Below are 22,619 nucleotides of genomic sequence, written 5' to 3' on the forward strand. Positions count from 1 at the left end.
ATTCGTCATAGGGACACCTGAATTGTGTTTTTAACGGCATGGTTCAGGTGTCTATCAGGTCTAACTCCGACAGGAGCCAATCCGTGAAAGACTTATTAAAGTTTCTGAAAGCGCAAACTAAAACCGAAGAGTTTGATGCGATCAAAATTGCTCTGGCCTCGCCAGACATGATCCGTTCGTGGTCTTTTGGTGAAGTTAAAAAGCCAGAAACCATCAACTACCGTACGTTCAAACCTGAACGTGATGGCCTTTTCTGCGCCCGTATCTTTGGGCCGGTAAAAGATTATGAGTGCTTGTGCGGTAAGTATAAGCGCTTGAAACACCGCGGTGTTATTTGTGAGAAATGCGGCGTTGAAGTGACCCAGACTAAAGTGCGCCGTGAGCGTATGGGCCACATCGAGCTGGCTTCTCCGACTGCGCACATCTGGTTCCTGAAGTCACTGCCTTCCCGTATCGGTTTGCTGCTGGATATGCCGCTGCGTGATATCGAACGCGTGCTTTATTTTGAATCTTATGTCGTGGTTGAAGGCGGCATGACCAACCTTGAGCGCCGTCAGATCCTGACTGAAGAGCAGTATCTGGATGCGCTGGAAGAGTTTGGTGATGAATTCGACGCGAAAATGGGCGCCGAAGCGATCCAGGCTCTGCTGAAAAACATGGATCTGGAGCAGGAATGCGAGCAGTTGCGTGAAGAGCTGACCGAAACCAACTCCGAAACCAAACGTAAGAAGCTGACGAAGCGTATTAAGCTGCTGGAAGCATTCGTACAGTCTGGTAACAAACCAGAGTGGATGATCCTGACCGTTCTGCCGGTACTGCCGCCAGATCTGCGTCCGCTGGTTCCGTTGGATGGCGGTCGTTTTGCGACTTCCGACCTGAACGATCTGTATCGTCGCGTGATCAACCGTAACAACCGTTTGAAACGTCTGCTGGATCTGGCTGCGCCAGACATCATCGTACGTAACGAAAAACGTATGTTGCAGGAAGCGGTTGATGCGCTGCTGGATAACGGCCGTCGCGGTCGTGCGATCACCGGTTCTAACAAACGTCCTCTGAAATCTTTGGCCGACATGATCAAAGGTAAACAGGGTCGTTTCCGTCAGAACTTGCTCGGTAAGCGTGTTGACTACTCAGGCCGTTCCGTAATCACCGTTGGTCCATACCTGCGTCTGCATCAGTGTGGTCTGCCGAAGAAAATGGCACTGGAGCTGTTCAAACCGTTCATCTACGGCAAGCTGGAACTGCGTGGTCTTGCTACCACCATTAAAGCCGCCAAGAAAATGGTTGAGCGCGAAGAAGCTGTCGTATGGGATATCCTGGACGAAGTTATCCGCGAACACCCGGTCCTGCTGAACCGTGCACCAACGCTGCACCGTTTGGGTATCCAGGCATTTGAACCGGTTCTGATCGAAGGTAAAGCGATCCAGCTGCACCCGCTGGTTTGTGCGGCCTATAACGCCGACTTCGACGGTGACCAGATGGCTGTACACGTACCGTTGACGCTGGAAGCCCAGCTGGAAGCGCGTGCGTTGATGATGTCGACCAACAACATCCTGTCCCCTGCGAATGGTGAGCCAATCATCGTTCCTTCTCAGGACGTTGTATTGGGTCTGTATTACATGACGCGTGACTGTGTTAACGCCAAAGGCGAAGGCATGGTGCTCACGGGTCCGAAAGAAGCTGAACGCGTTTATCGCGCTGGTCTGGCCTCTCTGCATGCGCGCGTTAAAGTGCGTATAACGGAAGAGATCAAGAGCATCGAAGGCGATGTTACGCATCAGACGTCGATTATTGATACGACTATCGGTCGCGCCATCCTGTGGATGATCGTACCGAAAGGTCTGCCGTACTCGATCGTTAACCAGCCTCTGGGCAAGAAAGCGATCTCCAAAATGCTGAACACCTGTTACCGCATTTTGGGTCTGAAGCCGACGGTTATCTTCGCTGACCAGACTATGTACACCGGTTTTGCTTACGCGGCGCGCTCTGGTGCTTCCGTAGGTATCGACGACATGGTTATCCCGGAGAAAAAAGCCGAGATTATCGAAGAAGCCGAAACCGAAGTTGCCGAGATTCAGGAGCAGTTCCAGTCTGGTCTGGTTACCGCGGGCGAACGCTATAACAAAGTGATCGATATCTGGGCCGCAGCGAACGAACGTGTTGCGAAAGCGATGATGGAAAACCTGTCCGTTGAGGATGTGGTTAACCGTGATGGCGTGGTTGAGCGGCAGGTATCTTTCAACAGCATCTTTATGATGGCCGACTCCGGTGCGCGTGGTTCTGCAGCACAGATTCGTCAGTTGGCGGGGATGCGTGGTCTGATGGCGAAACCAGATGGTTCCATCATCGAGACGCCAATTACCGCAAACTTCCGTGAAGGTCTGAACGTACTCCAGTACTTCATCTCAACGCACGGTGCGCGTAAAGGTCTGGCGGATACCGCACTGAAAACGGCGAACTCCGGTTATCTGACTCGTCGTCTGGTTGACGTCGCGCAGGATCTGGTTGTGACCGAAGACGATTGTGGTACCCACGAAGGTATCATGATGACGCCGGTTATCGAGGGTGGTGATGTTAAAGAGCCACTGCGTGAGCGCGTACTGGGTCGTGTAACGGCTGAAGACGTGATCAAACCGGGCACGGCGGATATTCTGGTTCCACGTAACACGCTGCTGAATGAGCAGTGGTGTGACATGTTGGAAGAGAACTCCGTTGACGCCGTTAAAGTACGTTCAGTAGTAAGCTGCGAAACCGACTTTGGCGTGTGCGCCAATTGCTACGGTCGCGATCTGGCTCGTGGTCATATCATCAACAAAGGTGAGGCCATCGGGGTTATCGCGGCACAGTCCATCGGTGAACCGGGTACACAGTTAACCATGCGTACGTTCCACATCGGTGGTGCGGCATCGCGTGCGGCAGCTGAGTCCAGCATTCAGGTGAAAAACAAAGGTAGCCTGAAACTGAGCAACGCGAAGTTCGTTGTGAACAGCAGCGGTAAATTGGTTATTACTTCACGTAATACCGAACTGAAGCTGATCGACGAATTCGGACGTACTAAAGAAAGCTATAAAGTGCCTTACGGTGCGGCAATGGCGAAAGGCGATGGCGCAGAAGTTAACGGTGGCGAAACCGTAGCTAACTGGGACCCGCATACCATGCCGGTTATCACCGAAGTGAGCGGTAACATTCGCTTCACCGATATGATCGACGGCCAGACGATTACTCGTCAGACCGACGAACTGACCGGTTTGTCTTCTATCGTGGTTCTGGATAGTGCAGAGCGTACCGGTAGCGGTAAAGACCTGCGTCCGGCACTGAAAATCGTTGATGACAAAGGCGAAGATGTTCTGATTCCAGGTACAGATATGCCTGCTCAGTACTTCCTGCCGGGCAAAGCGATCGTGCAGTTGGAAGATGGCGTGAAAATCAGTAGCGGTGATACCCTGGCGCGTATTCCTCAGGAATCCGGCGGTACCAAGGATATTACCGGTGGTCTGCCACGCGTAGCCGACCTGTTCGAAGCCCGTCGTCCGAAAGAGCCGGCTATTCTGGCAGAAATCAGCGGTATCATTTCCTTCGGTAAAGAAACCAAAGGTAAACGCCGTCTGGTGATTTCTCCGTTGGATGGCAGCGATGCTTACGAAGAGATGATTCCGAAATGGCGTCAGCTCAACGTGTTCGAAGGTGAAGTTGTGGAACGTGGTGACGTTGTTTCCGACGGCCCAGAATCTCCGCACGATATCCTGCGTCTGCGTGGCGTACATGCAGTAACGCGTTATATCACCAACGAAGTTCAGGAAGTTTACCGTCTGCAAGGCGTTAAGATTAACGATAAACACATCGAAGTTATCGTTCGTCAGATGTTGCGTAAAGGCACCATCGTTAACGCAGGCAGCACGGAGTTCCTGGAAGGCGAGCAGGCAGAAGTGTCTCGCATCAAGATTGCCAACCGTCAGTTGGAAGCGGATGGCAAGATTACGGCAACATTCAGCCGCGATCTGCTGGGTATCACCAAAGCATCTCTGGCGACCGAGTCCTTCATTTCTGCGGCATCGTTCCAGGAAACCACTCGCGTACTGACCGAAGCCGCTGTTGCTGGTAAACGTGATGAACTGCGTGGCCTGAAAGAGAACGTTATCGTGGGTCGTCTGATCCCAGCGGGTACGGGTTATGCGTACCACCAGGATCGTCTGCGTCGCCGTCAGGCGGGTGAAGCGCCAATCGTGCCTCAGGTGAGTGCCGATGAAGCTTCTGCTAACCTGGCCGAACTGCTGAACGCAGGCTTTGGTAGCAGCGACGACGAATAAGTCTCTTTGCGCTGCACTACCATGCGGTAAATAACAAAAACCCCGGCTATTATGGTCGGGGTTTTTTTATGGCTGATTTCCTGCGGACGACCCGTCGCAAGCGACGTAGGCATGTCTTCCTGAAATTTTTTATAGCGCACATCCTTGTGCGCTACCTAAAGGCCGTCGCAAGCGACGTTAAAAATGTCATCCCTGAATTTTTTGTTGTACAGTAGTGTAAAGTAAATAGAACGGAACCGACATGGACACCTCAACTACGCCAACACTCTCACAGCCTGGCGGCTCAGTACCTCATCAGGATGATTCAATTTCATCTGGTAAAACCCTACAAACACAGTCAGTAAGCCATTCTCAACATAAAGCGAAACGTGCAGCGTGGGGCAGTTTTGTGGGAGCTGTTGTGGATTGGTATGATTTCTTGCTGTACGGAATTGTTGCCGCTCTTGTATTTAATACCGAATTTTTCCCGCAGGTCAGCCCGACAATGGGGACGCTGGCGGCATTTGGTACGTTTGGCGTTGGTTTTCTGTTCCGCCCGCTTGGCGGTATGGTGTTTGGGCACTTCGGCGATAAGCTAGGCCGTAAACGGATGTTGATGATCACGGTCTGGATGATGGGTATTTCCACTGCGCTGATTGGCCTGCTGCCGTCGTTTGATTCCATTGGCTGGTGGGCGCCGGTACTGCTGGTAATGCTGCGTGCAATTCAGGGATTTGCTGTCGGTGGCGAGTGGGGCGGTGCGGCGCTGTTGGCAGTAGAAAGCGCGCCAAAGAAGAAGAAAGCCTTTTACAGCAGCGGCGTACAGGTTGGTTTTGGCGTCGGGCTGTTGCTGGCTACAGGGTCGGTATCGCTGGTCAGTAATTTGACGACTAATGAGGAATTTATCACCTGGGGCTGGCGTTTGCCGTTCTTGTTCAGCCTGATTCTGGTCGCGATCGCCTGGTGGGTGCGTAACGGGATGGATGAGTCTCAGGAGTTTGAGGCGAATAAAACTCTGGGAGAAAGAGCAAACAAACTGCGTTCGTTCCCTATTATGGAAGCACTGCGCCAGCACCCGAAGGCCTTTCTGCTGATTATTGCGCTACGGCTTGGAGAACTGCTGACGATGTATATCGTCACCGCGTTTGCCCTCAACTACTCCACCACCCATCTTGGGCTATCGCGAGATATCTTCCTGAATATCGGGCTGCTGGTGGGGGCGATCAGCTGTGTGTCTATCCCGTTCTTTGCCTATCTGGCGGATAGCTTTGGTCGCCGTCGGATCTACGTTACCGGTGCGCTGATTGGTGCCGTGAGTGCAGTGCCATTCTTTATGGCGCTGGAAAGCCATAACACGCTGCTGATTCTGTTCTTTGCCATCATGCTGGCGAATATTGCCCACGATATGATTGTTAGCGTACAGCAGCCGATGTTTACGGAACTATTTGGTACAGCTTATCGCTATAGCGGAGCGGGTGTAGGTTATCAGGTCGCCAGCGTGGTCGGCGGCGGGTTTACGCCTTTTATCGCTGTGCTGTTAGTACAGTTTATGGATGGTTCATGGCACGCGGTGGCGGCTTACCTTGCCATTGGTTGTTTGCTGTCAGCGATTGTCGGGATGCAGATGAAAGCAAAACCAGCGGACGCTTTACCTCACTAATATCCCCATCTCTCTAATCCAAAATGCCGATACAGATGCAGTGTCTGTATCGGCACATTTCTACTGTTTGTTGTCTATTATTCTCTGCGCCGGTGTTATCTGAACCGATCGAGATCGCTTCGCTTCAGCCCGATATCCTTAAGCCCGTCATCGCTCATATTTCGTAGTATCTTCAGCGTTTGTGCCCTTGCCCGCCAGGCTTTCCACAAGCGGTACGGCAAAATCAGCATTAGCCAGAACGGTGACTCGCGGAACGGTTTTTGTGATCGATTTTCATGAAATTCCATATTTTCCCCCTCGCCAGTGAATGATCGCTATGATGGGGCGAAAGGTATTTTCAATACAGACTCAAAAAATCCATTTTTTTAGCATACAGATTGTGTGATATTGCATCTGAATGGTGATTTTTATTTGAATCTGTACTGGTTGTGGTTGGGTATCTTAATAGAGGACGATACTGATGACGCGTTATCAACACCTTGCCGGGCTGTTAGAACAGCGGATCGAACAAGGGCTGTACCAAAGTGGAGAGCGCCTGCCTTCGGTACGGGCGCTGAGTACAGAACATGGTGTAAGCATCAGTACCGTACAGCAGGCCTACCATCTGCTGGAAACCCGGCAGTTGATTATGCCGCAGCCGCGTTCGGGATATTTTGTCACGCCGCGTAAGGCAACGCCGCCTGTACCCGCGCTAACGCGTCCTGCCCAGCGTCCGGTTGAGATCACGCAGTGGGAATCGGTACTGGAACTGGTGAACGTGCGTTTGGAAACTAACGTGCTGAAATTTGGTAGCGGAATGCCGGATGTAAGCCAGCCGACCATCAAACCACTGTGGAAAGAGATGGCTCGCCTCTGCCAGTATCAGGATTCCCGCATCTTACAATATGACAGCGTATATGGCGTGCCTGCGCTGCGTGAGCAGATTGCCCGTCTTACCGTGGACTGCGGCTGCCAGCTGACTCAAGATGATATTGTGGTCACGACCGGATGTCAGGAAGCCCTATTTGTTGCCGTCCGCGCCGTTTGTCAGCCTGGCGATATCGTGGCCGTTGAATCACCCGCTTTTCCAGGCACGATGCAGATCCTTCGTGGGCTGGATATCAAAGCGATCGAGATCCCAACCGATTCAGTGACGGGGATCAGCCTCGAAGCGTTGAGGCTGGCGCTGGATCAATGGCCGATCAAGGCCGTCCTGCTGGTGCCGAGCTGTAATAACCCGCTTGGCTTCATCATGCCAGATGCCCGCAAGAAATCGCTGGTGACGCTGGCGCAGCATTTTGATATCGCGATTATTGAAGATGATGCTTATGGTGAACTGGCCTATGAATATCCGCGCCCCCGCGCGATAAAGTCGTTTGATGAGGATGGACGTGTGCTGCTGTGCAGCTCGTTTTCAAAGAACCTGGCGCCCGGTTTGCGCGTTGGCTGGATTGCCCCAGGGCGCTATCTGGAACGGGTCATCCATACAAAATACATCAGTACGGGATCGACGGTAGTACAGCCGCAGCTTGCGGTGGCGGAGTTTATTCGTCAGGGACACTATCAGCCCCATCTGCGCCGTATGCGCGCCCAGTACAAAGCCAATCTGAGTACGTTCACCTGCTGGGTGCGTGAGTATTTTCCGTCCAATATTTGCGTCAGTCGTCCGCAGGGGGGATTCCTGGTGTGGATTGAACTGCCTGAATATTTTGATTCGCTCAAGCTCACCCGTGAGGTCAGAAAAGCCGGCATACAGATCGCCGCTGGCTCGCTATTCTCCGCCTCGGGGAAATACCGTAACTGTATTCGACTCAATTATGCCAATCGCTTTACGGAAGAGATGAGGGAAGGGCTGCGTATCGTGGGCAGTGAGGTTGCGAAGATGATGCACACGTCTCCTGACCAAAGCGATTTTTACGGGAAGGGCCGATACGGGTAAGGATAAGCCCCGTATCGGCGGGTTGATGTGCAGAACCGATAAGTGGCAAACGGCTCCGGCCAGCAAGCTCCGTAACGCTCTGGCTTGCCAACGACGCTACTGTATTCTTCGTCACAGACTGTGGCGATAGGCCGAATGCCATGTTGCGCGGCGCTATCCTGAGAATGTTGTCTTCCGTGTAATTCTCACTTTGGCTTGCGAGCCGCATCCCAAATCATAGGTATCACTCATACCGAGCGCTGAAGATCCGAGATACGAGGGCTACCACGGTGATGAGGTGTCCCTGCGGGAACCTCATCACCGTGTTTCCCTCTCATTTCACGCTTAATTGACCCATGTCAGGCGTATCGCCGTCTTATCTGCTCAATAACTTATCCGCTGAGTGACTATCGGCCTAAATAACCGTCCCAGTCTTTCCATACGGGCTGGAGACCTGCGCGCACGATGGCCTGTGCTACGTCTTCAGGACGTCGTGAATCATGGGGGGAAAACTGTTCCAGTTCAGGATGGTCATCGGCATAGCCACCCGGCTGGGTTTTGGAAAAGGCGCTGACGTTGTTAATCGCGATAGGAATGGCATGATCGCGAAAGAACGGTGATTCGCGCGTGGAGAGCGACAATTCAATATCCGGTGACAGCAACCGGAATGCGCAAATCACCTGCATGAGCTGGGCTTCATCCATAATCGATGCCGGTTCAATGCCGCCCGCACAGGGGCGCAGGCGCGGGAATGAGATGGAATACCGGCTCTGCCAGTAGCTTTGTTGCAAGTGCAGCAGGTGTTCCGCCACCATGTAGCAGTCGGTGCGCCAGCTATTGGACAGGCCGATTAAGGCACCCAGCCCGATCTTGTCGATCCCGGCTCGACCAAGCCGATCCGGTGTGGCGAGCCGCCAGTGGAAATCCTGCTTTTGTCCTTTTAGATGGTGCAGTTGGTAGGTCGCCGGATGATAGGTTTCCTGATAGACCATGACGCCATCCAGACCCAGTGCTTTTAATTCGGCGTACTCGTCCTGCGACAAGGGTTGAACTTCAATCATCAGCGAACTGAAAAGCGGCCGGATCAGCGGAAAGACACGACGAAAATAGTCCATGCCTACTTTACGCTGGTGTTCGCCAGTCACGAGCAACAGGTGTTCAAACCCCAGTTTCTTGATAGCGGCGCATTCACGCAGGATTTCTGCCTCATCCAGTGTCTTCCGCTTGATCTGGTTGCTCATCGAAAAGCCGCAGTAGGTACAATCGTTAGAGCACAGATTGGACAGATACAGCGGTACATAGAAACTCACCGTATTGCCGAAGCGCTGTCGAGTGAGCTGCTGTGCTCGCTGGGCTAACGGTTCCAGATAGGCGCTGGCGGCAGGTGAAATGAGCGCCATAAAATCGTCACGCGTCAAGTGTGGCGCAGTGAGCGCCCGTTCAACATCCTGTGCGGTTTTACCGTTGATGCGCAGCGTCAAGTCATCCCAGTCGAGCTGTTCCCAGACGGTTTGAAAATCAACGCTCATCACTCCGCCCCTTCCGTTTGCCGATGCAGGAAACCGGTGAGTGGGCTGGTGGCGCTGGCGACGAACTGTTTACTTCCCAGACCGGCCTGACGAGCAAGGCCACCTGCCTCGACCGCCAGCCGGAATGCGTGCGCCATAGCCACTGGATCGCGAGCAACCGCGATGGCCGTATTGACCAGAACGGCATCGGCTCCCATTTCCAGCGCGTCGGCCGCATGGCTGGGGGCGCCAATGCCCGCATCGACTATTACCGGAATGCGTGCCTGTTCGATGATGATGCGGAGAAAATCACGCGTTTGTAGCCCCTGATTGGAGCCAATCGGTGCGCCGAGAGGCATCACTGCCGCGCAGCCGACCTCTTCCAGCCGTTTGCACAGTACCGGGTCGGCCCCGCAGTAAGGCAGTACCGTGAATCCTTCTTTTACCAGCTGTTCGGCGGCCTTCAGGGTTTCGATAGGGTCGGGCAGCAGGTATTTCACATCGGGGTGAATTTCCAGCTTTAGCCAGCGAGTGCCCAATGCTTCACGCGCCAGTCGGGCGGCAAAAATGGCTTCTTCTGCGGTTTTGGCCCCCGATGTATTCGGCAGCAGCTTAATGCCGAGCTGGCGTAGTGGGGCGAGAATGGCATCGTTGCCGCCGTTCAGGTCAACGCGTTTCATCGCGATGGTCACGAGCTGTGAACCGGAGGCCTCGAGTGCTGCTAGCATCAGTTCTGGTGTGGCGAATTTCCCGGTGCCGGTCAGCAGCCGTGAAGTTAATGTCGTATCGGCAATGTGCAGCATGTCATCCTCCCGCGATTGCCTGAAAAAGCAAAATATCATCACCGTCCTGAACCTGATGCTGTGACCAAGTGGCGTGCGGGATAATGGTTTGATTGATGGCCAGCGCTGTGCCAGGCTGGAGCCGGTTTATCTGGCTTAGCAGCGCTTCAACCGTGATGGCCTCTGGGAACTCAAAGGGCTCATCATTCAGCGTGATTCTCATGCTGTTCCCCCGCATACCGAGCAATGGGGCGCGCGTGTGAGCTGGAGCGTGTTCCAGCTCTGCTGTTTGCCATTGAACATTCTCAGCTTGCCGTCCAGCGCGGACGGCATACCGGCCAGCAGCTTGATCGCTTCCAGCGCCTGAAGTGTGCCAATTACGCCGACCACCGGACCCAGCACGCCTGCGGTACGGCAGTTGCGCTGTGGTTCCGCCGTATCGGGATACAGACAGGCGTAGCAGCCAGCGTGATAAGGTGGCATGAAGACGGCGAGCTGCCCGCTGAAACCGACGGCACTCCCGCTGATTAGCGGCTTGCCTGCGTTAAAGCAGGCGGCGTTAACCGCGTGGCGAGTGGTCATGTTGTCGCTGCAATCCAACACCAGATCGGCGCGGCTGACGGCATTATCTAGTGTCTCACCACTAAGCCTTTCAGTGAGTGCGATGGCTTCCGAGTGCGGATTTAACGCCTGTAGCTGACGCTGGGCCAGCACGGCTTTGGGCTTGTCGGTTTCGCTGGTGCGATACAGAATCTGGCGTTGCAGGTTGCTGATATGCAGTGCGTCATCGTCGGCAAGCAGCAGCGTGCCGATCCCTGCGGCAGCCAGATAGAGCGAAGCGGGCGCGCCCAGCCCACCTAGTCCGACCAGCAGAACGCTGGCGGCTTTGAGCTTCTCCTGACCTTCCGGGCCAATATCTTCCAGCATGAGCTGACGGCTGTAGCGCATGAACTCGCCGTCGCTCAGCCCGGCTGGCGTAGAGTGGTGATGCGTTACCATGTTATGCCTCCCGCCCTTCAATCATCCTGAGTAGCGTTGCCGTCGCCTGACGCCAGTCCGGTGCCTGCGTAATGGCGCTGACGACGGCAATACTGCCGACGCCTGTTTTTAGCACCGCAGGGACTCTATCGATGCTGATACCGCCGATCGCAACGGTGGGAAAACGGCCTTGCAGATCGGTTATGTGTCGCGTCAGTTCGGCCAGCCCCTGCGGCGCTGATGGCATTTCTTTGGTTTGCGTAGGGAAAATATGCCCCAGTGCGATGTAGGACGGGTTTATCGCCACCGCGCGCGCCAGTTCACGATCGTCGTGTGTGGAAATGCCCAAGCGCAGGCCAGCTTGTTTAATCGCAGCCAGATCGGCGGTATCCAGATCTTCCTGACCCAGATGTACGCCGTACGCCTGATGTTTTACGGCTAATCTCCAATAGTCGTTGATGAAAAGCTGCGCCTGATAGCGGCGACCCAAGGCGATCGCTTGGATCACATCGGCTTCAGCTTGTTCATCTGACCGAGCTTTGATCCTCAACTGGATCGTTTTTACCCCGACGCTGAGTAGTCGCTCGATCCACTCCACGCTATCGACGACGGGATAGAGCCCCAGCCGCTGCGCCGTTGGGGCAAAAGGCGTCGAGTCCGTCATTTGCTTTCCTCGGTTTGCAGGCTGGTGGCGCTGTGATAAAGCTCGCTGCCGCGCGAGCGGAATTCTTGCGACATTTGCGCCATACCCACTTCGATCGGTTTGGCTTCCGCTTCCTGTTTCGCGGCGTAGTCGCGTACTTCCTGTGAGATTTTCATCGAGCAGAATTTGGGGCCGCACATAGAACAGAAGTGAGCGACTTTACCGGATTCTTGTGGCAGCGTTTCATCGTGGTAGGCGCGTGCCGTTTGGGGATCGAGCGCCAGATTGAATTGGTCTTCCCAGCGGAATTCAAAACGCGCCTTCGACATAGCGTTATCACGAATCTGCGCGCCGGGGTGACCTTTTGCCAAATCGGCAGCGTGGGCGGCGATCTTGTAGGTAATTAACCCCTGTTTAACGTCGTCTTTGTTCGGCAGGCCTAGATGTTCTTTCGGTGTGACATAACAGAGCATCGCGCAGCCGAACCAGCCGATCATGGCGGCGCCGATGCCGGAGGTGAAGTGATCGTAACCCGGTGCGATATCGGTGGTTAATGGGCCGAGCGTATAGAACGGCGCTTCATGGCAGTGCTCCAACTCTTCGGTCATGTTGCGGCGGATCATCTGCATCGGAACGTGGCCGGGGCCTTCGATCATCACCTGTACGTCGTATTCCCAGGCGATTTTGGTCAGCTCGCCCAGTGTATGCAGTTCGGCAAATTGGGCTTCGTCGTTGGCGTCCTGAATGGAGCCGGGGCGTAAGCCGTCCCCTAGCGACAGCGCGACATCATAGGCGGCACAGATTTCACAGATTTCGCGGAAGTGCTCGTACAGGAAGCTCTCTTTGTGATGCGACAGGCACCACTTCGCCATAATGGAACCGCCGCGTGAGACGATGCCGGTCAGGCGTTTAGCCGTCATCGGCACATAGCGTAACAACACGCCAGCGTGGATGGTAAAGTAGTCCACGCCCTGTTCTGCCTGCTCCAGCAGCGTGTCGCGGAACATTTCCCAGTTCAGATTTTCCGCCACGCCGTTCACTTTTTCCAGCGCCTGATAGATCGGTACGGTTCCGATCGGCACGGGACTGTTACGCAGAATCCACTCGCGGGTTTCATGAATATAGCGGCCGGTTGAGAGGTCCATCACCGTATCCGCGCCCCAACGGGTAGACCAGACCAGCTTTTCCACCTCTTCTTCGATGGAGGACGTCACGGCGGAATTGCCGATATTGGCGTTAACCTTCACCAGAAAATTGCGGCCGATAATCATTGGTTCTGATTCTGGGTGGTTGATGTTGGAAGGAATAATGGCGCGCCCGGCGGCCACTTCCTGACGGACAAATTCCGGCGTGATGTTTTCCGGCAGAAGGGCGCCAAAACTCTGGCCCGGATGCTGCTGGCGCAGCACGTCAGTGCGAATGCGCTCGCGCCCCATATTTTCACGAATGGCGATAAATTCCATTTCTGGGGTAACGATGCCCTGCCGCGCATAGTGGAGTTGGGTGACGCGTTTGCCTGCTTTGGCACGTAGCGGCCGTGGCAAGTGTTCGAAACGCAGATGATCCAGTCCTGCATCTGCCAGACGCTGCTGGGTGAAATCGGAACTGACGCCGGATAGCGCTTCGGTGTCGTGACGTTCGGCAATCCAGCTGGCGCGCAGCTTCGCTAACCCAACGCGGACATCGGGTTGGGCGACGGGGTCGCCATAAGGCCCTGACGTATCGTAAACCGGGATCGGTTCATTGGGTTCGTATTGAGGATTGTCTTTGCCGCCGCCGAGTAGCGTCGGGCTGAGCTGAATTTCTCGCATTGGCACGCGAATATCGTCGCGTGAACCTGCAAGGTAGATACGGCTGGAATTAGGGAAAGCCGTTCCCTGCAAGGTATCGATAAATTGCTGGGCAGCGGCACGCTGCTCGCGGCGACCCGATTTGGATGCTGTAGATAGCTGTGGTTTTGTAGACAATGGTTCTGTAGACATAGCAAGTTCCTGTAAGACGTAAAGGGAAGATTGCTTGTCTGGAGCCCGGAGGGAGTAATAAGGGTATTGGGCATCAGAGCAGGTATGTAGGAATACGCAGCCTTGGGCTCAATGAGGTGCATTACTCTTGTTCCCTTCGCAGGTATTAACCCGATCAGGTTCCGCGGATCCCGAATTAACGGTCTCAGCCTGTGCGCTCATAGGTTTCGTAAAACGATTGATTTCGTAAAACAAAACACGAGCACGCTAGGCACTCCGACAAGATATGCCCGTTTCTTAAACGGGCCAATAAAACCCCTACACTGTATGTCGGCAAAACACGGATGTCAAAGCATGCCGGTTTTGCCTGTGCAGCGTATAGCGATGTTCTTAAATAACGCTAAATGACCGCTAGTTGTCGTAAACCAGACGGATCATGTTGTCTTCTAACGTAAAACGCTCTTCCAGAGCTTCACCGACGCTGGAAAGTGCCTGCTGAAATTCGAGGCAGTTATCATGGTCGATAGCCGTCGCCAGATGGTTATCGTAAAACGCCATGATTTGCTGCGTGTTGTTTTGCAGGGCGAGGTCGAGCTGAGTGGAAAGGGCTAAGAGCTGTTCGCTGTGTGTCGCTGCTTCATGCAGCATCTTTTCGTATAAATGAAAGTGGCCAGTAGAAAGGTAATCCACCAGGTTCTGGCAAAAATTATCCAATGCTTCTTCATCCAGAAGAGAAAGCGCTTCCTTGTTCGGCTTGATGCCAACCAGATGATAGTAAGCCACCAGAAGCTGCTTACGCGCTTGTAGCCATTGGTCGATTAACGCATTATTGCCACCAACGTATTCAGTCAGACTTTGTAGCTGGTTTAGCATTGTTGACTCCGTGAACGGTAAGAAATAACTGAAATCCCAGTTATAAAACTTATGTAATCACTCTGAATGTAAAATGCCAGTGAAGTGGCAGTGGAGCAATAAAAAGATATGGAACAGACGCTAAAAGGTGATGAGACCGGCTGGTGGGTGGTTAGCGATGCGGTACAAATCTGGCTACCCCAGGGAGAATTACCGTGTGGAACGGCGACGAAATGGTCTTTGCAGGGGAAAACGGCTCGCCAAATCGGCGAATGGCAAGAACAGCCTGTCTGGCTGGTGTGTCAGGGCCGGGATTCCGATATGGCATCGGTTCGCCAACTGCTCGATCAGGACGTGGGCTTATTCCAACTGGCGGGGCGAGGCGTACAGCTGGCTGAGTTCTATCGTTCTCATCGTTTTTGCGGTTACTGCGGTCATGAAATGGTGCGGAGTAAAACGGAACTGGCGTGCTTATGTCACCACTGCAAAGAGCGTTATTATCCGCAGATTGCGCCCTGCATCATTGTCGCGATTCGCCGTGGCGAGGAAATCTTGCTGGCGCAGCACAACCGGCATCGCGGAAACATGTACACCGTGCTGGCCGGGTTTGTGGAAGTGGGCGAAACGCTGGAACAGACAGTTGTGCGCGAGGTGATGGAAGAGAGCCAAATCCAGATAAAAAACCTGCGCTACGTGAGTTCGCAGCCCTGGCCCTTCCCGCATTCGTTGATGATGGCGTTTATGGCTGAGTATGCGGGGGGAGAAATCAAGCACGACCCGAAAGAGCTGCGTGACGCGGGCTGGTTCCGCTTTGACCAACTCCCGCAGTTGCCCCCGCCGGGCACTGTGGCGCGTCGGCTTATCGAGGATACGGTGGTGTTGTGTCGCGCTTATCACGAGAACGAAGGCTGACGTGGTACTATTTGCGCCATGAATGACTCGCGTACACAACGTACTCGCGTCATAGCGTATTCGTTTTATAAAGCGTTCGTTTTATAACGCATCCGTTTCATCACATCTATCCGGTGTCGAACCGCCGTGAGGTTGAAAGGAAAAGAACATGACTGATCTGAAAAACGATCGCTACTTGCGGGCGTTATTGCGCCAACCCGTTGATGTCACCCCGGTATGGATGATGCGTCAGGCGGGGCGTTATTTGCCGGAATATAAGGCAACGCGCGCGCAGGCGGGTGATTTTATGTCACTGTGTAAAAACGCAGAACTGGCTTGCGAAGTCACGTTACAACCTTTACGACGCTATGCGCTGGATGCGGCGATCCTGTTCTCCGATATCCTGACTATTCCTGACGCCATGGGCTTAGGGCTCTATTTTGAAGCAGGGGAAGGCCCACGCTTTCACTCTCCCATCACGTCTCATGCCGATGTAGTTAACCTGCCGATTCCCGATCCTGAGCAGGAACTCGGTTATGTGATGAACGCAGTGCGGACGATCCGTAAAAACCTCGCCGGTGAAGTGCCGTTGATCGGTTTCTCGGGCAGCCCGTGGACGCTGGCGACCTATATGGTTGAAGGCGGTAGCAGCAAAGCATTTACCGTCATCAAGAAAATGATGTTCGCTGAGCCTAAAACGTTACACCTGCTGCTGGATAAGCTGGCTGATAGCGTCATTCTTTATCTCAACGCGCAAATTCGCGCTGGCGCGCAGGCAGTGATGGTATTCGATACCTGGGGCGGCGCGCTGAGCGGACGTGACTACAAAGAATTCTCCCTGCGGTACATGCATAAGATTGTTGATGGTTTACTGCGTGAAAACGAAGGCCGCCGTGTGCCAGTGACACTCTTTACCAAAGGTGGAGGCCAGTGGCTGGAGGCAATGGCAGAGACGGGCTGCGACGCGCTGGGTCTGGACTGGACGAGCGATATTGCCGACGCTCGCCGCCGCGTGGGCGATAAAGTGGCGCTACAGGGAAATATGGATCCGTCGATGTTGTATGCCGATCCGGCACGGATCGAGCAGGAAGTGGCGTCGATCCTCGCAGAGTTTGGACAAGGCAACGGGCATGTTTTCAATCTGGGGCATGGCATTCATCAGGACGTGCCGCCGGAGCATGCCGGCGTGTTTGTTGAGGCTGTCCATCGGTTGTCTCGCCCTTATCACGCATGATTCACAGGAGGTGATGTGATTGATACACAACAGCTGCGGGCTGAGCAACTGGCCCGCGCTTCTGATGTGATTCGGCACGACGATTTACCTTTTGAGCAGCCCGCGTTTATCGCGGGTGCAGATGTTGGCTTTGAGCAAGAAGGCTCGGTCACTCGCGCTGCGATTGCGGTAATGCGCTATCCTTCGTTGGAACTGGTAGAATACAAGATTGCGCGTATCAGCACGACGATGCCCTATATCCCCGGTTTTCTTTCATTTCGCGAATGCCCTGGGCTGCTTGCCGCGTGGGCATTGCTTGAACAGAAACCCGATCTGCTGTTTGTCGATGGGCATGGGATTTCTCACCCTCGACGCCTCGGCGTTGCCAGCCATTTTGGCCTGCTGGTTGATGTTCCGACGATTGGCGTGGCAAAAAGTCGGCTGTGTGGCCGATTTGAACCGTTGGCGGAGAGCGTCGGCAGTCAGCAGCCGTTACTGGATAAAGGCGAACAGATTGGCTGGGTATGGCGTAGCAAAGCGCGCTGTAATCCGCTGTTTGTGGCGACGGGGCATCGAGTGGGTCAGGACAGTGCATTACACTGGGTGCAACGTTGCATGCGCGGCTACCGTTTACCGGAGCCGACCCGCTGGGCTGATGCTGTTGCATCGAATCGTCCCGCATTTGTGCGTTGGCAACGGCAGCAAGCCGCTAACGTATTGTCGTAAAACTTTAGGAATTCAGGCATAGGGCGTCACTGTGATTTCAGGTACACTGCCGTCCGTCGCTGTTAATGAGCATAAAAATGTTACGTAACCCCATTCATTTACGTCTGGAAAAATTGGCAAGCTGGCAACATGTCACTTTCATGGCATGTCTTTGTGAACGTATGTATCCCAACTACCACGAATTCTGTCATCAAACAGAGTTCGGCGATGCGATGGTTTACCGCCGCATTCTCGATCTGGTATGGGAAACACTGGTTGTTAAAGATGCGAAGGTTAATTTCGATAGCCAGTTGGAAAAGCTGGAAGAAGCGATTCCTGCTGCGGAAGATTACGATCTTTACGGCGTCTACCCGGCTATTGATGCCTGTATCGCGTTGGGCGAGCTGATTCATTCGCGTTTAAGCGGTGCAACGCTCGAACATGCGATAGCGATTAGCGAAACGTCTATCCGCACGGTTGCCATGTTGGAAATGACGCAGGCAGGCAAAGAAATGACCGACGATGAGCTAAAGGTTTTGCCTGCAATTGAAGAAGAATGGGACATCCAATGGGAGATTTTTCGCCTGTTGGCGGCCTGTGAAGAACGCGACATTGAGCTAATAAAAGGGCTCCGTTCCGATCTGCGCGAGGCCGGAAGTAGTAACATCGGGATAAATTTGCATCAATAACGCGATAAAACGTGATTTAAGGCCTGAAATGGCCTGTCTTAAGGCTTCACATTCGCACCCTGTCTGGTCTACATTTGGGGGGCGTAAAAAAAGTGGCTGTCGGTGCGTGTATGCAGGAGAGTGCTACCACACCCTGAAAAGGGAGATGGCATATCCGTCGCACTCGATGCTTAGCAAGCGATAAACACACTGTAAGGATAACTTATGAATAAGACTCAACTGATTGATGTAATTGCGGACAAAGCTGATCTGTCAAAAGCACAGGCTAAAGCAGCTCTGGAATCAACTCTGGCGGCAATTACCGAGTCTCTGAAAGAAGGTGATGCAGTACAATTAGTTGGTTTTGGTACGTTTAAAGTCAACCATCGTAATGAGCGCACTGGCCGCAACCCACAAACCGGTAAAGAAATCAAAATTGCTGCTGCCAACGTGCCAGCGTTTGTTTCTGGCAAGGCTCTGAAAGACGCTGTTAAATAAGCCCATGTCGGTTAAAAGTTTAAGCAGAGGGGCGTTTTCGCCCCTTTTGCTTTTACGACGTTTGTGTGGAGCAGGCCTCGTGCTGACTGCCGTGGTGGCCTGTGGTAGCCGCACCGCACCGCCGGAATTTTTCGCCAGCGGTTACGTTGCCGATCGCGGTATCGTGCGTTTGTGGCGTAAAGACGATGCGCAGAATACGACGGCGCTGACCACCGTGTTCAACCCGCTTCAGGGCAACGGCCTGGTGGTGACTCGCTATACGTTCCAGCAGGATAAGCTGAGTGAGATACAGCGTAATCAGCTCGGCGCGCAAAAAGAAGATATGCGCTTGCGCTTTGCAGAAGATGGAACCGTCAGCTTTATGCAACGGCAACTTGCCGAAAGGCGTGAATCGGTTTCTGATGATGATGTCGCGCTCTACCAGTTTGATGCTAAGCGCATGCTGGAGTTGAGCGATGTACTGCGTGCAGGCAAGGTGACGCTAAAACAAGGGAAATGGCTGGAAGGGCAGGTTCAGTCTTGTGACGGTACGGTAGTTCGCCCTGATTTTGACAATGATTCGCGTGAATGGATCGCGGAGCAGAAAGTGCATGCAACGCGCCCGCTAAATGTCGCGTGGCTGGAAGCACCGGAAGGGACGCAGTTATTGCTGGTGGTGGAAGATGATGTTTGCCAGTGGGAACCCAAATAGCTATTAGCTATAAAAAACCCGGATTTCTCCGGGCTTCAGTATTTATCAGACAATCGTTATCAGATCGCCTATCAGGCTTGCTCGCGCTCAATGGCTCGATAGCCGATGTCTTTTCGACAGAATACCCCTTGCCACTGAATACCCGCTGCGATTTCGTAAGCGCGCTGCTGCGCTTCAGCGACGGTATTGCCCAGTGCGGTGACGCACAGTACACGGCCGCCGTTGGTAACAACATTAATACCGTTCAGCTTAGTACCAGCATGGAAGACCTTACCATCTTCGGTATCCTGCTGCGGTAAACCGGAAATCACATCACCCGTGTTGTAGTCAGCCGGGTAGCCGCCTGCGGCCAATACCACGCCCAGAGACGGACGTTCATCCCAAACGGAATCTTTCTGGTCTAGCGTGCCGTCACAGGCTGCCAGACACAGTTCCACCAGATCGGAACGCAGACGCAGCATAATTGGCTGTGTTTCTGGATCGCCAAAGCGGCAGTTGAATTCGATCACTTTTGGCTGACCATCGGCAGAAATCATCAGGCCCGCATACAGGAAACCGACGTAGGTATTTCCCTCTGCGGCCATGCCGTTTACGGTTGGCCAAATTACCTGATCCATCACTCGCTGGTGGATTTCATCAGTCACGACCGGGGCTGGAGAATAAGCACCCATTCCGCCAGTATTTGGGCCCGTATCTTTATCCCCAACGCGTTTATGATCCTGACTGGTTGCCATCGGCAGCACATTCTTGCCATCCACCATCACGATGAAGCTGGCTTCTTCGCCATCAAGGAATTCTTCCACCACGATACGGTGTCCGGCATCGCCGAATGCATTTCCTGCCAGCATATCCTGAATGGCGTTTTCTGCTTCCTGCAACGTCATGGCGACAATGACACCTTTACCGGCGGCTAGTCCGTCGGCCTTGATGACGATCGGTGCGCCTTTGCTGCGTACATAGGCCAGCGCGGGTTCAACTTCAGTGAAGTTCTGGTATTCCGCTGTCGGGATGCTGTGGCGTGCCAGAAAATCTTTAGTGAAGGCTTTAGAACCTTCCAGCTGTGCTGCGCCCTGTGTTGGGCCAAAGATTTTTAGGCCTGCACTCTGAAATGCATCAACAACACCAAGAACTAACGGTGTTTCTGGGCCAACGATGGTTAAGTCAATGCGGTTTTCTTGCGCAAAAGCGACGAGCGCTGGAATATCGGTTGCGGCGATATCGACGTTGGTCAGCGCTGGCTCAAGCGCAGTGCCCGCATTTCCCGGAGCGACATAAACGTGTTTTGCCAGAGGGGACTGTGCGGCTTTCCAGGCCAGCGCGTGCTCGCGTCCGCCATTACCAATTACTAAAATGTTCATTTCGGTCAGCTCCAGAATTAATGGCGGAAGTGGCGCATGTCGGTAAAGATCATCGCAATGCCGTGTTCGTTGGCGGCGGCAATGACTTCATCATCGCGAATGGACCCACCAGGTTGGATCACGCAGGTAATGCCAACGGCCGCAGCGGCATCAATGCCATCACGGAATGGGAAGAACGCATCAGATGCCATAGCAGAACCTTTTACCTCCAGCCCTTCATCGCCCGCTTTGATTCCGGCGATTTTTGCTGAATAAACGCGGCTCATCTGACCGGCACCTATTCCGATGGTCATATTGTCGCGTGCATACACAATCGCATTGGATTTAACGAATTTAGCCACTTTCCAGCAGAAGAGAGCGTCGCGTAATTCCTGCTCGCTCGGCTGGCGTTCGGTCACGACACGCAGTTGAGACGCATCAACCATGCCCAGATCGCGATCCTGTACCAGCAAACCGCCGTTGACGCGTTTGAAATCCAGACCAGCAACACGTTGCTGCCAATTGCCACAGGTCAGGACGCGTACGTTTTGTTTGGCAGCGGTCACCTTCAATGCGGCCTCGCTGGCAGATGGCGCAATAATCACTTCGACAAACTGACGGCTGATAATAGCCTGCGCCGTTTCTTCATCCAGTTCACGGTTGAAAGCGATAATGCCGCCGAATGCGGATGTTGGGTCGGTTTTATAGGCGCGTTCGTAGGCATCAAGGATTGAGCCGCCAATTGCTACACCACATGGATTCGCATGTTTAACTATAACGCAGGCCGGTTCGGCAAATTCTTTCACGCATTCCAGCGCCGCATCGGTATCGGCGATGTTGTTATAAGACAGTGCCTTTCCTTGTAACTGTGTAGCCGTCGCGACAGAAGCCTCGCTAATATTCTCTTCTATATAGAAGGCAGCTTGCTGATGGCTGTTCTCGCCGTAGCGCATGTCCTGCTTTTTGATGTAGTTCAGGTTCAACGTTCGTGGGAAGTTACCTGATGGTTTATCGGTTTCACCGTGGTAAGGAGGAACCAGTGCGCCAAAGTAGTTGGCAATCATGCTGTCGTACGCGGCAGTGTGTTCGAAGGCTTTGATCGCTAAATCGAAACGGGTTTCGTAGGTCAGTGAACCTTCGTTGGCGTCGATTTCATTAATGATGGCGCTGTAGTCGCTGCTCTTGACCACGATAGCGACATCTTTATGGTTCTTAGCGGCGGAGCGAACCATCGTCGGGCCGCCGATATCGATATTCTCGACGGCGTCTTCTAATGTGCAGTTCTCACGAGCTACGGTCTGGGCAAACGGATACAGATTCACTACAACGATATCGATCGGCTTAATGTCATGCTGCGTCATGATCGCATCATCTTGATCGCGCCGTCCCAGAATACCGCCGTGTACTTTCGGGTGCAGGGTCTTTACACGCCCATCCATCATTTCCGGGAAGCCAGTGTAGTCAGAGACTTCAGTCACTGCTAGGCCAGCATCAGCCAGCAAACGGGCGGTTCCTCCGGTTGAAAGGAGCTCGACGCCACGGTGGGAAAGAGCTTGAGCAAATTCGACAATACCTGCTTTGTCAGAAACGCTGAGCAGAGCGCGGCGAATTGGACGGCGTTGTTGCATGATGATGTTATCCCCTGGATTTGGGTAGTCAGTAAAGAACGGTATGTGAATATCGTCTTTGTCAGAGCAATAATTGCGGAATAAAGAGAAATATTCAGTTAGCGTTCGCAAAAATACGACGATTTTGAACGGGGTGAATTGTAGCGAAAACGTTTGCGTGATGCTCGTCAATTTTTGAGTAGAATGCTTTCTGTGGATAAATTTGTGCAAAAAAAGGTATAAGGAGGGGTTTTGCTGTGGAATGCAGCAAACAGTCATTTTTCTTTAAAATACCTATTGCGACAGGTCGAGAAGTCCCTATAATGCGCCTCCATCGACACGGCGCTGTGATTCACAACCGGGTCGGTAAAGAAAGAGAAAACGCTTTAAAATAAGCGTTGACTCTGAAGGTGAAAAGCGTAATATACGCCACCTCGCGAAG

19 protein-coding genes and 1 riboswitch are annotated in these 22,619 nt (G+C 53.4%); of the genes, 9 read left to right on the plus strand and 10 right to left on the minus strand.

Annotation, left to right across the window (positions count from 1 at the left end; all coding sequences use genetic code 11):
* The first annotated feature begins 83 nt into the window (after nt 1–83).
* The gene (gene rpoC / locus R9X49_RS22975) at nt 84–4,307 is read left to right on the plus strand and encodes a DNA-directed RNA polymerase subunit beta' (RefSeq protein WP_319850560.1); all 4,224 of its coding nucleotides are present in this window, start codon (nt 84–86) and stop codon (nt 4,305–4,307) included.
* 241 nt (nt 4,308–4,548) lie between these two features.
* Nucleotides 4,549–5,946 carry a shikimate transporter gene (shiA, locus tag R9X49_RS22980; RefSeq protein ID WP_319850561.1) on the plus strand — a complete coding sequence of 466 codons (1,398 nt, stop codon included), beginning with the start codon at nt 4,549–4,551 and terminating at the stop codon, nt 5,944–5,946.
* 95 nt (nt 5,947–6,041) lie between these two features.
* Here shiA and R9X49_RS22985 read toward each other — a convergent pair whose 3' ends face one another.
* Nucleotides 6,042–6,233, minus strand: coding sequence for a DUF1127 domain-containing protein (locus R9X49_RS22985; protein WP_010285501.1), 192 nt, complete (start codon nt 6,231–6,233; stop codon nt 6,042–6,044).
* A 173-nt stretch (nt 6,234–6,406) separates the two neighbouring features.
* Between R9X49_RS22985 and R9X49_RS22990 the strand changes: the two genes are divergently transcribed.
* The gene (locus tag R9X49_RS22990; RefSeq protein WP_319850562.1) at nt 6,407–7,864 is read left to right on the plus strand and encodes a PLP-dependent aminotransferase family protein; all 1,458 of its coding nucleotides are present in this window, start codon (nt 6,407–6,409) and stop codon (nt 7,862–7,864) included.
* A gap of 386 nt (nt 7,865–8,250) precedes the next feature.
* On the opposite strand, the gene thiH is transcribed toward R9X49_RS22990, so the two are convergent.
* The 7 genes from thiH to rsd form a co-directional block, all read right to left on the minus strand.
* Nucleotides 8,251–9,372 (minus strand): 2-iminoacetate synthase ThiH, encoded by a 1,122-nt coding sequence (gene thiH, locus R9X49_RS22995; RefSeq protein WP_319850563.1) that lies wholly within the window; start codon nt 9,370–9,372, stop codon nt 8,251–8,253.
* Nucleotides 9,372–10,154, minus strand: a complete 783-nt coding sequence (locus R9X49_RS23000; RefSeq protein WP_319850564.1) for a thiazole synthase — start codon at nt 10,152–10,154, stop codon at nt 9,372–9,374. The genes thiH and R9X49_RS23000 overlap by 1 nt, the downstream gene beginning before the upstream one ends.
* Before the next feature lies 1 nt (nt 10,155).
* Nucleotides 10,156–10,356: a sulfur carrier protein ThiS gene (gene thiS / locus R9X49_RS23005; protein WP_010285513.1), complete on the minus strand. Its 201-nt coding sequence runs from the start codon at nt 10,354–10,356 to the stop codon at nt 10,156–10,158.
* Entirely contained in the window at nt 10,353–11,132 is a 780-nt protein-coding gene (locus R9X49_RS23010) for a HesA/MoeB/ThiF family protein (RefSeq protein ID WP_319850565.1), read from the minus strand. Before R9X49_RS23010 ends, thiS begins: the two co-directional genes overlap by 4 nt.
* A 1-nt stretch (nt 11,133) precedes the next feature.
* The gene (gene thiE / locus R9X49_RS23015) at nt 11,134–11,775 is read right to left on the minus strand and encodes a thiamine phosphate synthase (protein ID WP_319850566.1); all 642 of its coding nucleotides are present in this window, start codon (nt 11,773–11,775) and stop codon (nt 11,134–11,136) included.
* On the minus strand, nt 11,772–13,736 hold the full coding sequence (thiC, locus tag R9X49_RS23020; RefSeq protein ID WP_319850567.1) for a phosphomethylpyrimidine synthase ThiC: 1,965 nt from the start codon (nt 13,734–13,736) through the stop codon (nt 11,772–11,774). The genes thiE and thiC overlap by 4 nt, the downstream gene beginning before the upstream one ends.
* Nucleotides 13,737–13,850: 114 nt before the next feature.
* A riboswitch (TPP riboswitch) is annotated at nt 13,851–14,004 on the minus strand.
* 122 nt (nt 14,005–14,126) lie between these two features.
* Nucleotides 14,127–14,588 (minus strand): sigma D regulator, encoded by a 462-nt coding sequence (rsd, locus tag R9X49_RS23025; RefSeq protein ID WP_180779701.1) that lies wholly within the window; start codon nt 14,586–14,588, stop codon nt 14,127–14,129.
* Nucleotides 14,589–14,696: 108 nt separating this feature from the next.
* Here rsd and nudC point away from each other — a divergent pair, with 108 nt between their 5' ends.
* From nudC to R9X49_RS23055, 6 genes are all read left to right on the plus strand, one after another.
* Nucleotides 14,697–15,479, plus strand: a complete 783-nt coding sequence (gene nudC, locus R9X49_RS23030; protein ID WP_319850568.1) for an NAD(+) diphosphatase — start codon at nt 14,697–14,699, stop codon at nt 15,477–15,479.
* A gap of 148 nt (nt 15,480–15,627) precedes the next feature.
* The gene (hemE, locus tag R9X49_RS23035) at nt 15,628–16,692 is read left to right on the plus strand and encodes a uroporphyrinogen decarboxylase (protein WP_319850569.1); all 1,065 of its coding nucleotides are present in this window, start codon (nt 15,628–15,630) and stop codon (nt 16,690–16,692) included.
* A gap of 15 nt (nt 16,693–16,707) precedes the next feature.
* The gene (gene nfi / locus R9X49_RS23040; RefSeq protein ID WP_319850570.1) at nt 16,708–17,397 is read left to right on the plus strand and encodes a deoxyribonuclease V; all 690 of its coding nucleotides are present in this window, start codon (nt 16,708–16,710) and stop codon (nt 17,395–17,397) included.
* Nucleotides 17,398–17,474: 77 nt separating this feature from the next.
* Nucleotides 17,475–18,065, plus strand: a complete 591-nt coding sequence (locus tag R9X49_RS23045; protein WP_319850572.1) for a YjaG family protein — start codon at nt 17,475–17,477, stop codon at nt 18,063–18,065.
* Nucleotides 18,066–18,269: 204 nt separating this feature from the next.
* On the plus strand, nt 18,270–18,542 hold the full coding sequence (hupA, locus tag R9X49_RS23050) for a nucleoid-associated protein HU-alpha (RefSeq protein ID WP_005970302.1): 273 nt from the start codon (nt 18,270–18,272) through the stop codon (nt 18,540–18,542).
* A 4-nt stretch (nt 18,543–18,546) separates the two neighbouring features.
* On the plus strand, nt 18,547–19,233 hold the full coding sequence (locus R9X49_RS23055; protein WP_319850573.1) for a DUF1481 domain-containing protein: 687 nt from the start codon (nt 18,547–18,549) through the stop codon (nt 19,231–19,233).
* Between the two features lie 71 nt (nt 19,234–19,304).
* Here the strand turns inward: R9X49_RS23055 and purD are convergent, their stop codons facing one another.
* Entirely contained in the window at nt 19,305–20,591 is a 1,287-nt protein-coding gene (purD, locus tag R9X49_RS23060) for a phosphoribosylamine--glycine ligase (RefSeq protein WP_319850574.1), read from the minus strand.
* Nucleotides 20,592–20,608: 17 nt separating this feature from the next.
* Nucleotides 20,609–22,198 (minus strand): bifunctional phosphoribosylaminoimidazolecarboxamide formyltransferase/IMP cyclohydrolase, encoded by a 1,590-nt coding sequence (gene purH / locus R9X49_RS23065; protein WP_319850575.1) that lies wholly within the window; start codon nt 22,196–22,198, stop codon nt 20,609–20,611.
* Between the last annotated feature and the right edge of the window lie 421 nt (nt 22,199–22,619).

The sequence above is a fragment of the Pectobacterium carotovorum genome, assembly GCF_033898505.1.
In the GTDB taxonomy this organism is placed as follows: domain Bacteria; phylum Pseudomonadota; class Gammaproteobacteria; order Enterobacterales; family Enterobacteriaceae; genus Pectobacterium; species Pectobacterium carotovorum_J.

Excerpts from the sequence above, each read along its gene's own strand:
- purD (WP_319850574.1), bottom strand. The coding sequence starts at position 20,591 with ATGAACATTTTAGTAATTGGTAATGGCGGACGCGAGCACGCGCTGGCC.
- R9X49_RS22985 (WP_010285501.1), bottom strand. The coding sequence starts at position 6,233 with ATGGAATTTCATGAAAATCGATCACAAAAACCGTTCCGCGAGTCACCG.
- R9X49_RS23045 (WP_319850572.1), top strand. The coding sequence starts at position 17,475 with ATGTTACGTAACCCCATTCATTTACGTCTGGAAAAATTGGCAAGCTGG.
- purH (WP_319850575.1), bottom strand. The coding sequence starts at position 22,198 with ATGCAACAACGCCGTCCAATTCGCCGCGCTCTGCTCAGCGTTTCTGAC.
- thiS (WP_010285513.1), bottom strand. The coding sequence starts at position 10,356 with ATGAGAATCACGCTGAATGATGAGCCCTTTGAGTTCCCAGAGGCCATC.
- thiC (WP_319850567.1), bottom strand. The coding sequence starts at position 13,736 with ATGTCTACAGAACCATTGTCTACAAAACCACAGCTATCTACAGCATCC.
- R9X49_RS23055 (WP_319850573.1), top strand. The coding sequence starts at position 18,547 with ATGTCGGTTAAAAGTTTAAGCAGAGGGGCGTTTTCGCCCCTTTTGCTT.
- thiH (WP_319850563.1), bottom strand. The coding sequence starts at position 9,372 with ATGAGCGTTGATTTTCAAACCGTCTGGGAACAGCTCGACTGGGATGAC.
- R9X49_RS22990 (WP_319850562.1), top strand. The coding sequence starts at position 6,407 with ATGACGCGTTATCAACACCTTGCCGGGCTGTTAGAACAGCGGATCGAA.
- shiA (WP_319850561.1), top strand. The coding sequence starts at position 4,549 with ATGGACACCTCAACTACGCCAACACTCTCACAGCCTGGCGGCTCAGTA.
- rsd (WP_180779701.1), bottom strand. The coding sequence starts at position 14,588 with ATGCTAAACCAGCTACAAAGTCTGACTGAATACGTTGGTGGCAATAAT.
- nudC (WP_319850568.1), top strand. The coding sequence starts at position 14,697 with ATGGAACAGACGCTAAAAGGTGATGAGACCGGCTGGTGGGTGGTTAGC.
- R9X49_RS23000 (WP_319850564.1), bottom strand. The coding sequence starts at position 10,154 with ATGCTGCACATTGCCGATACGACATTAACTTCACGGCTGCTGACCGGC.
- hupA (WP_005970302.1), top strand. The coding sequence starts at position 18,270 with ATGAATAAGACTCAACTGATTGATGTAATTGCGGACAAAGCTGATCTG.
- R9X49_RS23010 (WP_319850565.1), bottom strand. The coding sequence starts at position 11,132 with ATGGTAACGCATCACCACTCTACGCCAGCCGGGCTGAGCGACGGCGAG.
- thiE (WP_319850566.1), bottom strand. The coding sequence starts at position 11,775 with ATGACGGACTCGACGCCTTTTGCCCCAACGGCGCAGCGGCTGGGGCTC.
- hemE (WP_319850569.1), top strand. The coding sequence starts at position 15,628 with ATGACTGATCTGAAAAACGATCGCTACTTGCGGGCGTTATTGCGCCAA.